Source organism: Coprococcus sp. HCN-4056, from assembly GCF_037892645.1.
GTDB lineage: Bacteria > Bacillota > Clostridia > Lachnospirales > Lachnospiraceae > Coprococcus > Coprococcus ammoniilyticus.
Map to the genome: position 1 here is coordinate 199,771 of NZ_JBBKBL010000005.1, position 20,197 is coordinate 219,967.

General features: G+C 43.3%; 17 protein-coding genes. 2 read left to right on the top strand and 15 right to left on the bottom strand.

Annotated elements, in window-relative coordinates; all coding sequences use genetic code 11:
• Positions 1-137: 137 nt before the first annotated feature.
• The 14 genes from WKT03_RS09275 to WKT03_RS09340 all read right to left on the bottom strand — a co-directional run bounded on the left by WKT03_RS09275 (position 138) and on the right by WKT03_RS09340 (position 16,574).
• Complete coding sequence (locus WKT03_RS09275) at positions 138-1,538, bottom strand: alanine/glycine:cation symporter family protein (RefSeq protein ID WP_021944522.1); 1,401 nt, start codon at positions 1,536-1,538, stop codon at positions 138-140.
• Between the two features lie 101 nt (positions 1,539-1,639).
• Positions 1,640-3,289, bottom strand: a complete 1,650-nt coding sequence (locus WKT03_RS09280) for a Na+/H+ antiporter NhaC family protein (RefSeq protein WP_117785373.1) — start codon at positions 3,287-3,289, stop codon at positions 1,640-1,642.
• Between the two features lie 226 nt (positions 3,290-3,515).
• Positions 3,516-4,733: an iron-containing alcohol dehydrogenase gene (locus WKT03_RS09285; RefSeq protein ID WP_119962553.1), complete on the bottom strand. Its 1,218-nt coding sequence runs from the start codon at positions 4,731-4,733 to the stop codon at positions 3,516-3,518.
• A 224-nt stretch (positions 4,734-4,957) separates the two neighbouring features.
• Positions 4,958-5,398 carry an SseB family protein gene (locus tag WKT03_RS09290; protein ID WP_262530149.1) on the bottom strand — a complete coding sequence of 147 codons (441 nt, stop codon included), beginning with the start codon at positions 5,396-5,398 and terminating at the stop codon, positions 4,958-4,960.
• A 52-nt stretch (positions 5,399-5,450) separates the two neighbouring features.
• On the bottom strand, positions 5,451-6,806 hold the full coding sequence (locus tag WKT03_RS09295) for a sodium-dependent transporter (RefSeq protein ID WP_340391658.1): 1,356 nt from the start codon (positions 6,804-6,806) through the stop codon (positions 5,451-5,453).
• Positions 6,807-6,853: 47 nt separating this feature from the next.
• Positions 6,854-8,383, bottom strand: coding sequence for a C69 family dipeptidase (locus WKT03_RS09300; protein ID WP_340391659.1), 1,530 nt, complete (start codon positions 8,381-8,383; stop codon positions 6,854-6,856).
• A 40-nt stretch (positions 8,384-8,423) separates the two neighbouring features.
• Positions 8,424-9,221 (bottom strand): Cof-type HAD-IIB family hydrolase, encoded by a 798-nt coding sequence (locus WKT03_RS09305; protein WP_117785251.1) that lies wholly within the window; start codon positions 9,219-9,221, stop codon positions 8,424-8,426.
• A gap of 67 nt (positions 9,222-9,288) precedes the next feature.
• Positions 9,289-10,773: an AAA family ATPase gene (locus tag WKT03_RS09310; RefSeq protein WP_021944529.1), complete on the bottom strand. Its 1,485-nt coding sequence runs from the start codon at positions 10,771-10,773 to the stop codon at positions 9,289-9,291.
• Between the two features lie 104 nt (positions 10,774-10,877).
• Positions 10,878-11,633 carry an exodeoxyribonuclease III gene (locus tag WKT03_RS09315; protein ID WP_161116825.1) on the bottom strand — a complete coding sequence of 252 codons (756 nt, stop codon included), beginning with the start codon at positions 11,631-11,633 and terminating at the stop codon, positions 10,878-10,880.
• Positions 11,634-11,864: 231 nt separating this feature from the next.
• Complete coding sequence (locus WKT03_RS09320; protein ID WP_340391662.1) at positions 11,865-13,385, bottom strand: glycoside hydrolase family 32 protein; 1,521 nt, start codon at positions 13,383-13,385, stop codon at positions 11,865-11,867.
• Positions 13,386-13,396: 11 nt separating this feature from the next.
• Positions 13,397-13,957 (bottom strand): GNAT family N-acetyltransferase, encoded by a 561-nt coding sequence (locus WKT03_RS09325; RefSeq protein ID WP_340391663.1) that lies wholly within the window; start codon positions 13,955-13,957, stop codon positions 13,397-13,399.
• Between the two features lie 153 nt (positions 13,958-14,110).
• Positions 14,111-14,335 carry an aspartate dehydrogenase gene (locus WKT03_RS09330; protein ID WP_117823027.1) on the bottom strand — a complete coding sequence of 75 codons (225 nt, stop codon included), beginning with the start codon at positions 14,333-14,335 and terminating at the stop codon, positions 14,111-14,113.
• Positions 14,336-14,361: 26 nt separating this feature from the next.
• A complete protein-coding gene (locus tag WKT03_RS09335; protein ID WP_340391664.1) occupies positions 14,362-14,946 on the bottom strand; it encodes a M48 family metallopeptidase in 585 nt (194 codons plus the stop codon).
• 71 nt (positions 14,947-15,017) lie between these two features.
• On the bottom strand, positions 15,018-16,574 hold the full coding sequence (locus WKT03_RS09340) for an ABC-F family ATP-binding cassette domain-containing protein (RefSeq protein ID WP_008402300.1): 1,557 nt from the start codon (positions 16,572-16,574) through the stop codon (positions 15,018-15,020).
• A 362-nt stretch (positions 16,575-16,936) separates the two neighbouring features.
• On the opposite strand from WKT03_RS09340, the gene WKT03_RS09345 reads away from it, so the two are divergent.
• Together WKT03_RS09345 and WKT03_RS09350 are read left to right on the top strand one after the other, a co-directional pair.
• Positions 16,937-17,881, top strand: coding sequence for a GTP-binding protein (locus WKT03_RS09345; protein ID WP_117785246.1), 945 nt, complete (start codon positions 16,937-16,939; stop codon positions 17,879-17,881).
• Between the two features lie 111 nt (positions 17,882-17,992).
• Positions 17,993-19,480, top strand: coding sequence for a DUF1846 domain-containing protein (locus tag WKT03_RS09350; RefSeq protein ID WP_340391665.1), 1,488 nt, complete (start codon positions 17,993-17,995; stop codon positions 19,478-19,480).
• Positions 19,481-19,619: 139 nt separating this feature from the next.
• Here WKT03_RS09350 and WKT03_RS09355 read toward each other — a convergent pair whose 3' ends face one another.
• Positions 19,620-20,189 (bottom strand): DUF6553 family protein, encoded by a 570-nt coding sequence (locus WKT03_RS09355; protein WP_340391667.1) that lies wholly within the window; start codon positions 20,187-20,189, stop codon positions 19,620-19,622.
• Positions 20,190-20,197 lie beyond the last annotated feature (8 nt).

Sequence of the window (20,197 nt, forward strand, 5' to 3'; positions counted from 1 at the left end):
TCTGAAGTTCCTTGCTTTATACAATAAAACCTTCCATAAAGTAAAAAAACATCCAATCGGTTAACGACATATTCATATCTGTTATCCGATTAGATGTTTTTTGTTTATCTATTATTTTTATTTATCTGTTATTTTTATTATGCTTCTTCCCTTGCTTCCGGATCAAAATGCTCCCTGACCAGCTTCACAACTACACCGGAAAGCAAGAATACTGCGATCAGGTTTGGTATCGCCATCAGACCATTGAAGGTCTCTGCAATACTCCAGAGTAATCCAAGATCTAAGGTTGCACCAACGATAGCAACCAGTGAATAAACAAACATAAACGGCTTATTTACCTTTGTTCCGAATAAAAACTCAATACACCTCGCACCATATAATCCCCAACCAATAATAGTTGAAAATGCGAAACAGCACATCGCTACAGCTGTAAAAAGTGATACCCAGTTGCCATATGTAGCAGTAAACCCACTGATCGTAAGCTCAGCGCCCGCTGCCTGTCCATATGTGATCGGCACTTCGCTGCAAAGTATAACCAATGCAGTCAGGGTACAGATAACTATAGTATCTACGAATACTTCAAAGATTCCAAAGAATCCCTGTTTTACCGGCTTTCTTGTATCTGCACATGCATGTGCGATTGAACCTGTACCAAGCCCGGCCTCATTTGAAAAGATACCCCTTGATACACCCTTCTTCATGCTCATGAAAAAGCTTCCAACAACACCACCGGTTACTGACGCCGGTGAAAATGCGCCTTCCACAATCTCTTTAAATACTGCCGGCACATGATTGATATTTAAAATTACGACTCCAAGTGCAAGCACCACATAGAACAGCGCCATAAATGGTACCAGCTTCTCTGTTACCTGTCCGATTCTCTTAATCCCGCCAAGCAGAATCAATGCAAGTAGGACTGCGAGCACAATACCGATGACCAGATTTATGTTTGATACGGAATCCTTTGAAATAATTCCATAATTAAATAATGCAGAGTCAATCGCTGTCGTGATCGTGTTTACCTGTGTGGCATTTCCTGTACCGAACACTGTGATCACACCAAATGCCGCAAACAGATATGCAAGCCAGTGCCAGTGCTTCTTCAGACCATTCTTGATGTAATACATCGGTCCGCCGACAAATTCGCCCTTATCATTCTTCTCCCGGAAATGAACGGCGAGTGTTACTTCTGAAAACTTTGTACACATACCAAGAAGTGCAGATATCCACATCCAGAAGACGGCGCCCGGTCCACCGATAGCGATCGCTCCTGCAACACCTGCTATATTTCCTGTACCGACCGTAGCCGCAAGCGCGGTACACACCGCCTGAAACGGTGTCATGGCTCCATCGGCAGCCTGTTTCTTTCGAAACATTCGCCCGATCGTAACTTTCATCGCATATGGGAATTTCCGGATCTGCAGAAACCGGGTTCGGAAGCTTAACACCAGACCGACACCAATAATACAGATCATGGCAGGGACCCCCCATATAAAGTTATTGACTACATTGTTGATTGATTCAATTGTTTCTAACATATTTTACTACTAATTTCCTTTACTATAATCTGGCAAGTTTTTCGAATTCAGGTCGTACGCTCTTAAATATGTCCATACGTTTCGGTGAAAATATTCGAAACCTAAACCTCTTCACGTCCGGTTTTTGCACGAATAAGCATTAGAATTACAAATAACAGCACGATACAAACCGGAAGCGCAAGCCATGAAAGTGCGGCAAGCTTCGCAGCCTGAAGAATTCCGATCAGCAGATATCCAACCATACATACTGCAGCTACAACAATTGCATATGGAAGCTGTGTAGATACATGGTTTACATGCTCACAATGTCCTCCGGCAGATGCCATGATCGTTGTATCTGAGATTGGGGAGCAGTGGTCACCACATACCGCACCTGCAAGACAGGATGCGATAGAGATTACCATCATCTGTCCGGATGGGAATACGCCGATCACGATCGGGATCAGAATACTGAAGGTTCCCCATGACGTTCCGGTGGCAAATGCAAGTAAGGCTGCAACAATGAATATGATCATCGGCAGGAAGCCCTGCATGGAACCGGCAGAACTGGATACCAGATCAGCTACATATACCTTTGCGCCAAGGAGATTCGTCATACCGGAAAGTGTCCACGCCATTGTAAGGATCAGGATCGGTGCGATCATTGATTTGAAACCTTCCGGTATACATTCCGTAAATTCCCGGAAGGATAAGGTATCACGCAGCATGAAATAAATAAACGTAAATACCAGTGTAACAGCACCACCAAGCACCAGACCAACCGATGCGGATGAATTTGCGAATGCATCTACAAATGATGTTCCGCTGAAGAAACCGCCTGTATATACCATTGCAATGATACAGCTTATGATCAGCACAACAACCGGCAGGATCAGATCCAGCACATGTGCATTTTCTTTTAAAATTTCTTCTTCATTATCTTCATATGGTCTTCCCGGAGTTGTGAACAGATCCCCTGCTATCGCATTCATTTCATGTCTCTTCATCGGACCGAAATCAACACGAAGAATGGTTACTCCAAGTACCATGACTAACGTAAGAAGCGCATACAGATTATATGGAATTGTCTGGATAAATACTGCAAATCCGTTAATTCCAGCATCTTCCGGTACGGATGATGTAACAGCTGCAGCCCATGAACTGATCGGTGCTATGATACACACCGGTGCTGCTGTAGCATCAATAATATAAGATAATTTGGCTCTTGATACTTTATGACGATCTGTTACGGGACGAAGGACACTTCCTACAGTCAGACAATTAAAATAATCGTCTACAAAGATCAGGATTCCAAGAACCATAACGGATAATTGTGCGCCAATCCTTGTCTTAATGTGTTTTGATGCCCATTTTCCAAATGCTGCAGAGCCTCCTGCTTTATTTAACAGGGATACCAGAATACCAAGCATAACAAGAAATACCAGAATACCCGTATTTCCTGAATCTGAAAGCTTCGCGATCATACCGCCATTTTCATTAAACAGCATGGTATTGATACCTAACTCCAGATTGAAATTCGAATATAATAATCCACCTGTGATAATACCTGCAAGCAATGAGGTATAAACTTCCTTTGTGATCAGTGCCAGACCGATCGCAATAACCGGTGGAAGCAGAGATAATATCGTTGCATATGTCTTACATTGATAATTCTCCGGATCTGCGATCTCCCCCGGTGTTTTACCGGTTACCACCATGAGTACGATTATGATCGCAATGAATATAAGCATCGCAATCTGTTTTCTTTTGATCTTCAATTTCTCTCCTCCAAAATTTTCTTTTGTTTTTTATGCCCTATGATAAGCATTCTACTACATTCGTTTCCATAAAGGCACACTACTTTTCCAGTATAAAGTGCTATCCCTGAGAAATCAAGTTTTACCTGACATTTTAAAAGGGTATTTTCGGAATTTGTTCCAAAAATACCCTGGTTTCTTATTTTATATCAGTATTGTACCTCTTATAAATCAATTACTTTTAGAAATCAACCTCTGAATCATAATAACAGCACTTTAAGAGTTTCTCCATCTCTTCCTGACTCGGCTGTCTTGGATTTGATCCTGTACATGCATCCAATATTGCATTTGCTGCGATCTCAGGCAACCGCTCTAAGAATACATTCTCAGGTACAAAGCCCTGCTCTGCCGGATAGCTGTCAGCACCATAATGTTTGATACAGTGTGGGATATTCAGATCATCGTTCATCTTACGCAGATAGTTGATCAGAAGTGTTACCTTCTCATCTAATGTATCACCGCCAAGTCCCATAAAGTCTGCGATCACTCCATATCTTTCTTTTGCAGTTTCATCTTTTGCATTAAATGCGATGACCTTCGGCAGATACATTGCATTTGCCGCACCGTGAATGATGTGTGCACCATAATCCGCAAATGCTGCACCTGTTTTATGTGCCATAGAATGAACAATACCCAGAAGCGCATTTGAGAATGCCATACCTGCAAGGCACTGAGCGTTGTGCATTGCATCACGTTTTTCCATATCTCCGTTATAAGAACCAACCAGATCATTCTGGATCATCTTAATAGCATGTAATGCAAGCGGATCTGTGAAATCACAGTTTGCGGTTGATACATATGCCTCGATCGCATGTGTCATTGCATCCATACCGGTATGAGCAACTAACTTCTGCGGCATCGTCTCTGCCAGCTCAGGATCAACGATCGCTACATCCGGTGTAATCTCAAAATCAGCGATCGGGTATTTGATGCCCTTCTGATAATCCGTGATAATTGAAAAGGCCGTTACTTCAGTTGCAGTTCCTGAAGTAGATGAAATTGCACAGAAATGAGCTTTTTTACGAAGGGAAGGAATACCAAATACCTTACACATATCTTCAAATGTAATGTCCGGATATTCATATTTGATCCACATTGCCTTTGCCGCATCAATCGGAGAACCTCCGCCAATTGCTATGATCCAGTCCGGTTCAAACTCCAGCATGGCAGCAGCACCCTTCATAACTGTTTCAACAGACGGATCCGGTTCAATGCCTTCAAATAACTGAACTTCCATTCCTGCCTCTTTCAGATTCTTTTCTACTTTATCCAGAAATCCAAAGCGTTTCATCGAGCCACCGCCAACACAGATCATCGCCCTTTTTCCTTTAAAAGTTTTTAATGCATCTAATGCATCCTTTCCATGATAAATATCTCTAGGTAACGTAAATCTTGCCATCTTTCCATCCTCCTATTACTCTATCTTGTTGGTACGACTAAGGAGCCGCAAACGGCTCTTGCCTATAAAAAACAAAAAGTAGTGTACTACTACACTACTTTCTGATTATATCACAATTCTTTTCATTTCTCATTATATTTTTGTGAAATTTAAACAACTGTTTTTGTGAAAAATTAAATTTTCTAAACTTTTTATATAAAAAATGGCATTTTTCTAATGTTGAGCTACTTTCCTGCAAGAATCAGCTGAAGCAGGCTCTTATCCAGCATTAATGCGCGATTCCAGGGATTCAGAATAATGCCCTCTATATCGTCCGTCATTAAAGCTGCTTCAAAGAGATGGCTGATATCTGCCATAAAGGTTGACATTACGGTTTCACCGCCCTTTATCTCCTCATCAAAGCCGGTAAATGCCATCCACCAGTACCGCTCATCCTCGGTCTGGATCGCCTGGATCTGCAAACTGCTCTCCGCACCCACCGGTGGTATAACAGCAACAATGAACTGTCCATTTGCTCTCGCACGCCGTCTTATCACTGTAAGCGTATGCGCAAGTATTTCTTCTGTCGGTTCCTGCTGTAAAGCAAGGATTGCTTCTTCGATTGTCTCATTTCCCTGTAGACCTTCATCTACAGGCATCTGATCTTCATATTTTTTTGTATCCATATACCGTCTTATCTCCCAAATATCTTCTCATATTTTATCTTGAAAATCTTCTTTATAACAGTCCCTGAATAAGAATGATCAGGATCAGAACAGGAAGTACAAACTGGAAATATGGTTTTAATTTTCTGGACATTTTCAGTCCGGAACCGGTATTTACTTCCTCGATATAATTATCAAAGCCCCAGCCCCATTTCGTAACACAGAACAACAGATAGATCAGCGAACCGAGTGGGAGCAAAAGATTACTTACCAGGAAGTCCTCACTGTCTAATACATCTCTGCCACCGATCAGGTGCAGATCACTCCACACGTTGTATCCCAGAACACAAGGAAGACTTGCGATCAGAATAATAATGCAATTGATGATGGCTGTCTTATTCCTGCTCCATCCGAACATATCCATTGCAAAAGACATAATATTTTCAAATACTGCAATTACAGTCGAAAAACTTGCAAATGTCATAAACAGAAAGAACAGAGAACCCCAGATCCTTCCGCCTGCCATATTTACAAATACATTCGGCAGCGTTACAAATATCAGCTTTGGTCCTGAAGTAACCTCTACGCCATAACTGAAACATGCCGGAAAAATGATCAATCCTGACATAACAGCAACAAATGTATCCAGGGCACAGATTCGCACACCTTCGCCTGCCAACGCATGATCCTTGCTCATATAACTTCCGAAGATCTCCATCGCAGCTACACCAAGACTCAGAGTGAAGAATGCCTGATTCATAGCCGCCGAGATCACATTTCCAATACCAACTTTCTCAACCGTTGACAGATTTGGAATCAGGTAGAACCGTAAACCTTCGCCGGCTCCTGATAAAGTAATACTGTGAACTGCCAGTACCACGATCAGCACCAACAGTGCTGTCATCATGATCTTACTGATCCTTTCCAGACCATTCTGAAGTCCGCGGCTACATACAATAAATCCAACAATAACCGTCAGGACCATCCAGAAGCCCATCTGCTTTGGATCGGCAAGCAGATCCGAGAATACAGATCCGGTCGCATCCACATCCATACCTGCCTTGAATTCGCCTGTTACGAATTTATAAAAATACGATACCATCCAGCCGGATACGGTTGTATAGTACATCATCAGCACATAACATCCAAGGATGGCAAACCAGCCATGGATATGCCATTTGCTCTTTGGTTTCTCAAGCTCCTTATATGCAAGAACCGCACTCTTCCTGCTTCCTCGTCCGACTGCAAGCTCCATGGTCAGAACCGGAAGTCCCATTGCCACAAGGAACAGCAGATAGAACAGTACAAAGATACCACCGCCATTTTCTCCTACTACATATGGAAATCTCCATACATTTCCAATTCCGATCGCACATCCCGCACTTACTAATAAAAAGCCTAAACGGGATTTAAATGATTCTCGTTTCATATTTTCTACTTTTTCTCCTGTATTTCTTGCTTCTCTATGCCGATGCCTTAAGCATCCGATCTCGCATAAGAATTCTTCATCTGATTACTCAGTTCATATAAGACTTTGGAAAGCGTATTACCGGTCTCTTTCCGAAGAATATCTGCCATTTCCTGATTGGCCTGCTCTCGAAGCACACTTCGTTTACCGGCATCCGGTTCTTTTTCTATCTGCTCATCGTATCTGTTGATCACCTCATGCCCTTTCGCAAGCATGGTTTCCTGATACCGTTCGATATGAAACAGCGACTTGCTGTAAGATGCATCTGCCATCGCTGCGATCATTCGGCTGCTCCAGTAGAAATTATCGGTAGATACATCAGCGGTCGTGTTCGCCAGATATTCCGGTGTTGTGTCCACATTTGCATAAAATGGCACCATGACATTAAATGCATTTGAGGCAAATGCCACCCACTCGATCACACGGCTGTCCTCTGTTCCATATGGTCGCATCTGGATCGCAGACATGAAATCAGTCCGGTTAATGCCGATGGAACGATATGCACCTGCCATCTTCTTATCTCCATATGGAAGATATGGGTCATATGTTGTTCCCTGATAATGCGAGGACAACACATATTTGACATCCTCCATCGTCACCTTATGCTCCGGAATCAGACTCCATGGAATGTCGTCCGATACCGGTGTGTAATCTGCATTTTCACCATCCCAGCGGTAGGTCTTCGGATTCAGGTACCGCTCCATAAACCATGCTCTTGGTGTATTGTAGACATGATCCGAATCATCATGACTGCCAAATATCTCTCTTGGATTAATGAATCTGCCAAACGGCAGATCCGCATCTTCGGCCTTACATTCTGTGCTTCTTCTAATAGTCAGATCCAGATGATTCTTCTCGATAAATTCCGCCAGATCCTTTGAGCACATATGTGCGTTCTGATCCGTTAATGCATCCTTCATATCAAATATATCCGTGCCGAACTGATTCGGCATCACAACATAGACATCATCCGGCACTTTCTTCGCGATCCAGTGATGTCCTCCGATCGTCTCCATCCACCAGATCTCATCCTGATCCTGGAATGCGATTCCATTCATCTCGTAGGTTCCGTACGTTTCAAGCAGATTTCCAAGACGTTCTACACCTGCTCTCGCACTTCTTATATATGGAAGTACCAGACAGACGATATCTTCTTCTCCGATTCCGCCCGGTATTTCTTCGTTTCCGTTCTCTGCCGGCTGATACTCGACCAGAGGATCTGCACCGAGCACTCTCGAATTCGATGTAATGGTTTCGGTCGCTGTCATTGCAACATGGGCTGCATTTACACCACTTGCCGCCCAGATGCCCTCACCATCGACTGCATTTGGCATCGAGGTATAGCGCATCGCTTCTTCCGGAAGCGGAATTTCCAGATGTGCCAGAACCGAACGGTAGATCTTCGGCTGTTCTCCCGGTTCTACGACTACAAATTTCTTCGGCATATAATGACCGGATCCTGAATCATCGTTTCTGGCAATGATCGTTGATCCATCATAGGATGCCTTCTTTCCAACTAATATCGTTGTACATGCCATCAGGCTTCACTCCTTTTTCAATCACAACTACTGTCTGAGTTTATTTTAACAACTGCTCCTTTAACACCTTGATCACACCCTGATTGCGCATCGTATCTGCTACATGGGCTGCTGCCTGCTTTACCTCATCTCTGGCACTTCCGATCGCATAGCTTTCCTTTGCGCAGGCAAGCATACCAAGGTCATTGATATTATCACCAAATACCATAACTTCATCCGGTTTGATCTCATATTTATCAAGCAGAAACTGCAATGCACTTCCCTTGTTGATCGATGGTTCCGAACAGTCTACCCAGTAAACTCCGGCAGGTGCCAGCAGAACGGTATCCTTCCATTTGTCATAAAACCAGTCTTTTACGATCCGCTCTGCATCCTCCGGGTGGAATATCGAGATCTTCACGATATCATCATCAATATCGGTAAGATCCGACACTGCCTTGATCTCATAGCGGTATGCTTCCCGCATCCAGTTATACAGTCGTCCATCCTCGCTTCCAACATATGCGTAGTCCCTTCCACAGAGCATCAGCTCTACATCCGGCAGCTTCTCTGCATCCTCCACAATCGCACGGATCAAGTCTTTCTCCATCGGACGTTTGAGCCATGTTTCGCCCTTGCTTCCTCTGACAAATCCGCCATTATCCGGGATATATAAGATCCGGTCTGCAACCGGTGCAAATAACTTCTTAAGGCTCGCATACTGTCTGCCGCTTGCTGCCACAAAGGTAATACCCTTTTCTTTCAGTTTCTTTATCACATCATAGATCTCAGGATCGATCTCAAATGTTCCGTCTGGAACAAGAGTTCCATCCACATCACTTGCAACTAATTTTATCATTTCTACTTATGCTCCATTTTCATTTAACTAAAAACAGCCGTCCGGTAACATTCCTACAGGAAATCTCCTACAGGAATAAATGTCTTACGCCTTCCGCATCAAATGTCACCTGTGGTACATGATCTACCTCGATCCGGTAAAGTGCATTTGCTGCCAGATGCTCGGCTGCCTGCTCCAGATCACGGATACCGGATGTATTTTTGAATTCTTCAATGACCGCATCCAGCCCATCCTCTGTAATGATGCATTCATTTTCTTTCAGACCGATCCGCTTCAATACCTTTGGCAATGCAAATTTACTGAAGATGATCTTCTTTTCTTCAAAGGTATAATCCGGTATGTCGATAACCGCAAAACGTGACATCAATGGCGCACTGATATCTTCTTTATTATTTGCCGTTGCGATCGGATATACGCCAACGGTCGGGATCATACACTCCATATAGTTATCTGTAAATCCAAGGTTATCAAGCAATGTCAGAAGTACATCCGCGGGATTTCCATTTCCCTTTCCGGATGCAGCCTTATCAAGCTCATTGATAATAAATACCAGATTGGATTCTCCTGCGATCGAGAATGCTTCCATGATGATACCCGGCTTTGCATTTGCATAGATTCTGGAGCTTCCTGTAAGCTGCTCCGGATCATTGATCGAACTCATATCAAGGGTTGTCCATGGTAGTTTCAGAATACGGGCAACCGCATACGCGATCTGTGATTTTCCGGTACCGGCAGGTCCTACCAACAGAAGTCCATAAGCAGGAAGGGTATGAGTTCGGTTGATCTGGATAACCGTCTCCATAATTCTCTGCTTTACACGTTCCATTCCATATAATTCTTCATCCAGGATCCGTCTTGCTTCAACCGGATCGATTGCTTCAAAATAATTGCTCTTCCACTGAATATTCATCATGATCGAGAGTGCTCTCTGTGCATGACGACGCTCCTCCGGTGACACCTCGTTTGATCTGGCAACAGCAAGATTTCTTCTCGCCCAGAGACGGATATTATCCGGCATCGTTCTGCCCGCACATGTCATAAAATCGGAAATGCTCTGAAGACTGGTCAGCTTCATATCGTCGCCTTCCTCGTCTGCATCGTCATCCTCCTCGACTTCCTCTGATGCTGTACTTGCAAGCAGTCGTTCGATCATAAACTGTAAAAATCCATCTGCCGCAGATAACTTGGTTCCGCCACCAAATGCTGTCTCGCGAATTCTGTATACTGCATATCCATCTTCCAGATTTTTACCGGACAGACGTACACTGATATGATTTTCTCCTAACCATTTGATCAGACTGACAAATCTGGAATCAATCTTTAAAATATCTGCTGAAAATGTCTCCCCATTTTCCTTGAATTCAAAAGCAGTACGCTTTGCCGGATTTATAAAAACGCCCAGCGCATGATGGATCCACTGTCTCTCACTGTTATCTAACACCAGAATCGGTTCCTCCGGTGTCTTTTCTTTTGCATTTGACTGAAATGCCGTATAGGTACAAACCGTATCCTCATTCTTTACCGGTTTATCACTGAAATCAAAAACTGGCATATATAATTTCTCCTTTTATCATTTTTTCTATTCTTCTACACCCGCAAGTGCTGTAATCTTTACTTTCGCCTGTTAGTATGCATTTATTCTTATAAATGGCACCGTTACAGGTCAATATCAAGTTCTACCGGACAATGATCGGAACCCAACACCTCTGTATGGATCTTTGCATCCACTAATCTGGATTCCAGAGCCTTTGAGGTCAAAAAATAGTCGATCCGCCATCCGGCATTCTTCTCTCTTGCCTTAAAACGGTAAGACCACCAGGAATAAATGCCTTCTGCGTCCGGATTAAAAAAACGAAACGTATCAATAAATCCACTGTCAAGCAGGGTACTAAATTTTTCTCTTTCCTCATCTGTAAATCCGGCGTTCTTACGATTGGTCTTTGGATTTTTCAGATCGATCTCTGTATGTGCCACATTCATATCCCCACATACTACCACCGGCTTTGTCTGTTCCAACTGCTTCAGATACTCTCTGAAATCATCCTCCCACTTCATACGATAGTCCAGTCTGGCAAGCTCATTCTGTGAATTTGGCGTATATACAGTGACCATATAAAAATTATCATATTCGAGTGTGATGACTCGTCCCTCATGGTCGTGTTCTTCTATACCGATTCCATATGCCACTGACAACGGCTCTTTCTTTGCGAAAATAGCAGTTCCGGAATATCCCTTTTTCTCTGCATAATTCCAATATTGATAATAACCCGGAAGCTCCAGTTGAAGCTGTCCTTCCTGCATTTTTGATTCCTGAATACAAAAAATATCTGCATCTGCCTCTTTAAAGAAATCCATAAAATTCTTTCCAACACATGCGCGAATTCCGTTTACATTCCACGATATCATCTTCATTGTAGTGCTTCCTCCTGTCTGATCTATATACATAAAAAGACCATCCGCTACCTTCTGAAAGCTCCGCTCTGCCTACGCAATAGAAAAAAGAGTCATGGGTAATACGGCAAATGCCGCACTTATTTCTAAACGAATGGTCATGTTTATTATACTACATGTGGTTTATCCGTCAAATAGATTCATTGCATTGTCGGTATTTCAGATTACTATTTCTATAACCGGTATCAGAATTTATCTGTTCATCGGAATCTCAATATCGAACTTTTCTATATCGATTATCGCATTTCCATCACAGAAAAACGAAATGCCATCTGCTGTCTGCGGCGTATAAATTGCTGTACTCATTGACAACTCTCCGTCATTCACAAACAGTTCTACCGAATTGCGGTCAAGAATAAACCGTAATGTTATCCGTTCTGCTTCCGATTCTACCTCTGCCCGCCTGATGCAGACTACATCCCGGTTCATTCCGGCAAATGTCCGGTCAACTTCGATCTCCCGCTTTCTTCTGTTATATGTAATTCTGGTATAATGCTCTGCATCTTTTGCTACATCAATATAAAACTCCTGAAATTCACCGGATTTTATTGTTACTGTCATATCCAGCGTTCTTCCCTTTATCCCATCAAAGTTCTGCCCGCCTTCTACCTTTTCATTCGAATATGAAACCGGCCGAACCCGATATTGCTCCAGTTCTTTCACAGGCTTCTGGATGATCCTGCCATCTGACAGATATAATTCTCTTGGAATTGTCATCATGCCCTGCCACTCCTGTCCATCCGGGATAAATGAATTATGCCATGACTGCATCCATGCGATCAGGATTCTCCTTCCATCCGGAAGTTCTGTCGTCTGTGATGCATAAAAATCCAGACCTTTATCAAGTGTATGTGGCTGCCCCATTTGAAACTGCTTTTTTGCATGATCATATGTTCCAACAACATAGATCGCATTATTACCATTATGCAGTTCATTTCCCTGCGCCTGTACATCAGGTGGTGAAAACAACAGCACATCTTTTCCGTCCAACCTGAAATAATCCGGACATTCCCATACGCTTCCTAACCGTTCCATGTGCTCTGCAAATACACCTTCATATTTCCAACAACCTGCTGCTTTCTCAAAGGCTTCTGTCTCCTGTTCGGTAAGCTCTGTTTTTTCCAGATATTGATGTATTTCAGAATTTGAAAATAACGCGATCATTCCTTTATTCTGAGCATCCCGGCTGCAGGTCAGCATATAGTAAATACCATCTTCTTCCCATACCTTCGGATCTCTGAAATCAATATAGCTGAATCCCTCCGGCATCACCGCTCCTGTGAGAACAGGATTGTTCTTCAGCTTCTTATATCCTACACCATCTCCAACTGCCATACACTGATTCTGAAGATTGCAGCCACCATTCTTATCTTTACTGACTCCTGTATAAAACAACACATGTCCAAGATTTGTCATAACTGCCGAACCGGAAAAGCATCCTTCCTCATCGTATTCCTTATCCGGTGCAAGCGCCGTCGGATACTGCTTCCAACTTATCATATCTTCACTTACCTGATGCCCCCAATGCATCGGTCCCCATACATTGCTATATGGATGATATTGATAAAACAAATGGATTTGTCCCTTATATACTGAAAATCCATTGGGATCATTCATCCAACCGATCGGTGGTGTCACATGAAATAACGGTCTTTTATCAGCATCAACTTCATATTCTTTTTCATATTTTCTGGCTGCTTCTAATGTATGCATATTCTTTCTCCTTATCCAAGCTCCAACGCTGTCTTTGCAATTGCCTCCGGGATACCCTTTCCCAGTTTACACGTCATCTCGTGCCACTGTTCGCCGCCCCACGAAGAAACCGACATGCCGTTATCCTCATATCCCATCTTCCGGTACATGGCAACCTTGGATTCCAGACAGGTAAGGATCAGTCGCTTTCGTCCATTCTGTCTTTCCCTGTTCTTATAACATTCCATCATCTCGGAAGCCAGCCCAATCCTGCGATATTCCGGCAAAACATCAACACCAAGGATCATTACATTTTCTCCGGCAGGATCATACAGATCTGCATTCTGAAAAAATTCATCACGCAAAACCGTTTCATTTGTAGACAGACCATTAATAAATCCGGCAATCTTACCTGTTGCTTTATCTACCGCAACCAGAAACATTTCCGGCACTTTCTCCACACGCAAATGCATCATCTCCGGAGTACAGGCCTCATTCGGAGGAAAACAGATCCGTTCGATCTCTGCTGTTTGCTCTGTTTCATTCTTTTTAATATTTCGGAACTCAAATCTTACTAAATTTTCCTGTGTCACAGTTAAACTCCTTTTTGCTATTTGTTATGAACTCTGTATTATAGATAATATAGGAACTATTTTTTCAGGAGGAACTATTATGGATATTAAAGGCATCGATATAAACAAAGACAGGGTTACACTCGGCGATCATATTGAAAATATGAAAGAAAATCAATATATCTTTGGAATCTCCGCATCCTGCGGAATTCCATATTTTTTCCGGAAGACTTTCAGATCTTCTTTTCCACGGATCAACATGATATCTTCAAATATCCCGTTATGAATATCCTGAAAACCAGCGACCTGTTCACCGGTGCAGATGCTGCATTTGATGACCGGTCGTTTACTCTGACTATCATATGATGCCTGCTCTTTCTTTTTTCGAAATAATCCCATATTAAACTTCCTTTACATTTCAATTTTTAATTCGCCAGTTGATATTCTTTTAACTGCTTCCGTCTCGCTCTATAGTCCGGGCAATACCGCGCTACCTCTGACCAGAATTCTTTGGAATGATTCATATGTCGTCTGTGCGCCAGCTCATGCACTACCACATAGTCAAGTAATTCATCCGGCAGATAATATAACTGATAATTAAAATTCACATTTCCGGCACTGCTGCAGCTTCCCCATCTGGTCTTCTGGTTGCGGATCGTGATGCGCCCAACTGTCACCTGCATAACCGCACAATAATACTTTACCCGATCTGCTATCTTATCCTTGATCTTCTGAATCTCTGCATCTGATAACGCATCCACAGATGGAACCTTAATTTTCGTTCGTGCATCCGCACGCTTTTTTACCTGATCCACCTTCTTTAAGATCCAATCCTGTTGTTGCTCTATAAATGCTTTTAATTCCCGGTCAGATAATCTCGCCGGAATCCTTGCAAGTACCGTTCCATCCGGTCGCACCTCCAGACCAAGACTTTTTCTCCCAGATCTTATAACCTGTACCCGGATATTTTCATTTGTCACTTTGTCATTCAGTATTATCTCTGTCAGCATATTTATAGCCGTCTATATTCCCATCCGATTATAGACAGTCTTCACCTCATGATTATAAATTTATTTCTTTATTACAGTGTCAACACACTGTACTCTTCCAGATTCCACACCTTTGTCACAATATCCGAATAGAACTCCGGCTCATGGCAGACTAACAAAACCGAACCGTGATAGTCTTTCAATGCCCGCTTCAATTCGTCCTTTGCATCCACATCCAGATGGTTTGTCGGCTCATCGAGGATCAACAGATTCGTCTCCTGATTGATCAGTTTACACAGGCGTACCTTTGCCTGCTCTCCACCGCTTAATACCTTTACCTTACTCTCGATATGCTTGGTTGTCAGTCCGCATTTGGCAAGTGCCGATCGCACCTCATACTGTGAAAATCCCGGAAATTCCTGCCAGATTTCTTCCAGACAGGTATTTTCTGTCCCAGCCATTTCCTGTTCAAAATAGCCTTTATACAGATAATCACCCAGATGTACCGTACCGGATATCGGCTTGATGATTCCAAGCAGGCTCTTAAGCAGAGTACTCTTTCCTATACCATTTGTACCAACGATCGCAATCTTTTCTCCACGCTCCATCCGAAGATTGATCGGTTTGGAAAGCGGTGCCTGTTTGTCATATCCGATCACCAGATCCTCAGTTTCAAATAACATCTTGCCCGGTGTTCTCGCTTCCTTAAAGTAAAATTCCGGCTTCGGGCGCTCCCTCGCAAGTTCTATCACATCCATCTTGTCCAGCTTCTTCTGTCTAGACATCGCCATATTTCTTGTGGCAACACGCGCTTTATTTCTGGCAACGAAATCCTTCAGCTCGCTGATCTCCTGCTGCTGTTTCCGGTAAGCAGCCTCCTGCTGTGCCTTTCTCGCCTCGTATACTTCCAAGAATTTGTCATAGTTGCCGACATAGCGGTTCAATTCCTGATTCTCCATATGATAGATGATATTTACGACATCATTTAAAAATGGAATATCATGGCTGATCAGGATGAATGCGTTCTCATACTCCTGCAGATACCGCTTCAACCATTCGATATGTTCTGCATCCAGATAGTTTGTCGGCTCATCAAGCAACAGAATCTCCGGCTTCTCAAGTAACAGCTTTGCAAGCAAAACCTTGGTACGCTGACCACCGCTCAGATCTGTTACGTCATGATCCAGTCCAAGTTCCAGAAGCCCCAGCGCTCTCGCTACCTGTTCCGTCTTGGCATCGATCATATAGAAATCATGATTTGTCAGAAGATCCTGCAGCGTGCCGACTTCCTCCATCATTTCCATGATCTCATCATCCGTTGCATCCGCCATGCTGTCATAAATCTGGTTGATCTTCTCCTCCATCTCAAACAGATAAGAAAATGCTGACTTCAGCACAGATTCGATCGTCATTCCCTTTTCCAGCACCGCATGCTGATCCAGATAGCCAACACGCACATGCTTGTTCCATTCCACCTTGCCCTCATCCGGTGCAAGTGTGCCTGTTACAATATTCATAAAGGTACTTTTACCTTCACCATTTGCTCCAACCAGTCCGATATGTTCACCGGCAAGCAGCCGGAAAGATACATTATTGAAAATGGCTCTGTCTCCAAAACCATGTGTCAAATTTTCTACATTTAAAATCATTCGTCTTACCCTTTTCCGTTTATTTCGTGATAAGGTTACTATACCTTATGGATGGGATTCAGACAAGATAACTTTTTCCCATTCCTTCGATTTTCTTTTTCCCCCACCTATGCTAGAATGTGATTGCAGATGGTATTCGTGGGAATATTCTAACCTATATGTTATTTGTGTATCTTAACTTGCCAATACAGGGGCATTTGAGGTCGCCGGTACTTGATGGCACATAAGTGGCATCTTAGTACCGCTGCAGACCGAAACGAGCGGAAGCGTCCCCTGATTGGTAATGTTAAGGATACACAAATATAGCAGTAGATGAATGCTCCCACGAATATCATCTGCAAATACAGCAAGAGGTGATTTTTATGATTCAGATAGATTTGATCACCGGATTCTTAGGTTCCGGTAAAACTACATTTATAAGGAAATATACCAAATACCTGATCGATCAGGGCTTAAACATCGGTATTCTTGAAAACGATTTTGGTGCAGTCAATGTCGATGCCATGCTGTTACAGGATATTCTCGGTGATAACTGTACACTGGAAATGGTTGCCGGCGGTTGTGATGCCGACTGTCACCGCAGACGATTCAAAACCAAGCTGATTGCAATGGGAATGTGTGGCTATGACCGCGTTCTGGTAGAGCCATCCGGCATCTTCGATATGGATGAATTCTTCGATGCCCTGCACGAAGATCCGCTTGACCGTTGGTACACGATTGGAAATGTTATCACGATCATTGATGCCACACTGGAGCAGAATCTCTCCGAAGCTTCCCGTTATCTTCTGGCTTCTCAGGTGGCACAAGCTGGCACTGTCTTATACAGCCACTCACAAGAAGTCACACCGGAACAGTTAGCCTCTACCAAAGATTATGTAAAACAGTCATTTGACATTCTGCACTCTAAGTCCACGCCAAAGCAGATAGTTCTGGAAAAGGACTGGAAAGATCTGACCGATGAAGACTATAAAGCGATCCTCTCATCCGGCTATCAGGATGCCAATTATACGAAACTCTGGTTTGATGACAAACAGACCTATGACAGTCTGTACTTCATGAATATGGATTTTACAGAAGATTTCTTAAAAGAAAGCTGCCAGAAGATCCTGCACGATCCTGCCTGTGGTAAGGTTTTCCGGATTAAAGGATTCCAGAAGCTCGCTGATGGAAGCTGGATATCCATCAACGTCACACACCAGAAGACCGAGATTGAGCCGATCCCAAATGGACAGGCAATCCTGATCGTCATTGGCGAAGGGTTGAATCAGGAAGCTATAGAAGGATATTGGGGAAAATCGAAACCTTGAGTAAATTTTCTCTATATTTTCTCCCCTCTCTGTGGTATTCTCTTATAGGGCACTTCATTTTCTTAAGTGTCCACCGTATATTGATTAATTTACGAAGGAGAATTTCAAAAAATGAAACGCATTGGCTTCGACAATGACAAGTACCTGTCTATGCAGTCCGCACACATCAGGGAACGTATCGAACAATTTGGAGATAAACTGTATCTGGAATTTGGCGGCAAATTATTTGACGACTATCATGCCTCCCGCGTACTTCCGGGATTTGCACCGGACAGCAAATTACAGATGCTCTTACAGCTTGCAGATCAGGCAGAAATGATCATCTCGATCAACGCCGCTGATATCGAGCGCAATAAGATCCGTCACGATCTGGGAATCACATACGATCAGGATGTTATCCGTCTGATCGATGTATATAAAAAGAAAGGGCTGTATGTCAGCAGCGTGGTTATCACACGATATGCCGGACAGCCATCCGCCGATATTTTCCAGAAGAAACTGGAAGCGATCGGCATCAAGGTCTACCATCACTATTCCATCGAGGGTTATCCGAATAACATTGACTATATCGTAAGTGATGAGGGCTATGGAAAAAATGATTATGTAGAGACAACCCGTCCGCTTGTCATTGTTACCGCACCGGGTCCGGGAAGCGGCAAGATGGCGACCTGTCTGTCACAGCTGTACCATGAGAACAAGCGTGGCATCAAGGCCGGCTATGCCAAATTTGAAACTTTCCCGATTTGGAATATCCCACTTAAGCATCCGGTCAATCTGGCTTATGAAGCCGCTACCGCAGACTTAAATGATGTCAACATGATCGATCCTTTCCATCTGGAAGCTTATGGTGAAACAACCGTCAACTACAACCGTGATATCGAGATCTATCCGGTTCTGGCTTCCATGTTCGAAGGAATCTATGGATACTGTCCATACAAATCTCCAACCGATATGGGTGTAAATATGGCGGGAAACTGCATCATTGACGACGAAGCCTGCAGAGAAGCGTCCAAGCAGGAAATTATCAGACGATATTACCAGTCTCTGAACCGTTTCGTCAAAGACGAAGCGACCAAAGACGAAGTATACAAACAGGAACTTATCATGAAGCAGGCAAAGATCACTGTCAATGATCGTGCTGTTGTTCCGGTTGCAAATAACCTTGCGCAGGAAAATGGTTCCGCCGCCGCAGCCTTAGAACTGCCGGACGGAACGATCGTTACCGGTTCCACTTCCGATCTGCTCGGTCCTGCATCTGCTGTATTATTAAATGCAATTAAGGTACTTGGAAATATTGATAAAAATACACATCTGATCTCACGTACCTTTATAGAACCGATCCAGCACTTAAAGACCGGATACCTCGGCAGCAAGAATCCTCGTCTTCATACCGACGAAGTTCTGATTGCATTATCCATGTGTGCTGTATCCGATCCAAATGCAAAGCTTGCATTGGAACAGCTTCCAAAGCTGTCCGGCTGCCAGCTCCATGTATCATCGATCCTGTCTGCAGTCGACATGACAACCTTTAAGAAGCTCGGCATCGAACTTACAAACGAAGCCGTATACGAAGGTGCTGCTACGCAGGAGAATGCATAAAGAATCATAAAAAAGCCAGATAAACACAATAGCTAATGTTTATCTGGCTTTTTTATCTTATAACGCTCTTTTTATAACCGCATATTTAACAATATCCTGCATGTCCTGATAACTATCCAACACCATATCACGGACACCCCTACTTCTTCAGAAAATGCTCCCGGTTCGGAAATTCCTGTCGAAAGGCCTCAAGTGCAGCCTGCCGGAATACCGCAAACTCCTTATCCATATGAAGCATGTGCGGCGTGGCAAATGCGATCGTGCTGATCTGATCTGCGATCTTCTTTGCTACACTTTCATCGGATAACTGCCCCATGCCAAATACGACAGAAGTAAATCCACGACCGTTCTTGCTGACCCCGATCAGCTTCAGAAAAGCATTTTTTATCTCATAGAATACCATCTCCTGCTTCTCGATATCCAGATTGTCATAGCTTCCGAGGAATAAACCTGTCAGAACTTCCGCAGCCTGCTTTCTTTTCTGTGCGCCAAGGCTCATGCCACCACCTTCTGCGATATATTTCATCTGCATCAGATAGCCCACAAATGCATCATTCTTTGGTTTTCGTTTGCCATACCGGGCAATCCAGAGTTTCTCTCGGAATTCATCCAATTCATCCTTCGGATCTCCTGTATGTTCCTTTAGAAATGCCTGTCGTTTCTCAGCATCAATTTCATTATAAAAAGATTCAATCCACATATCCTGCATTTATGCTA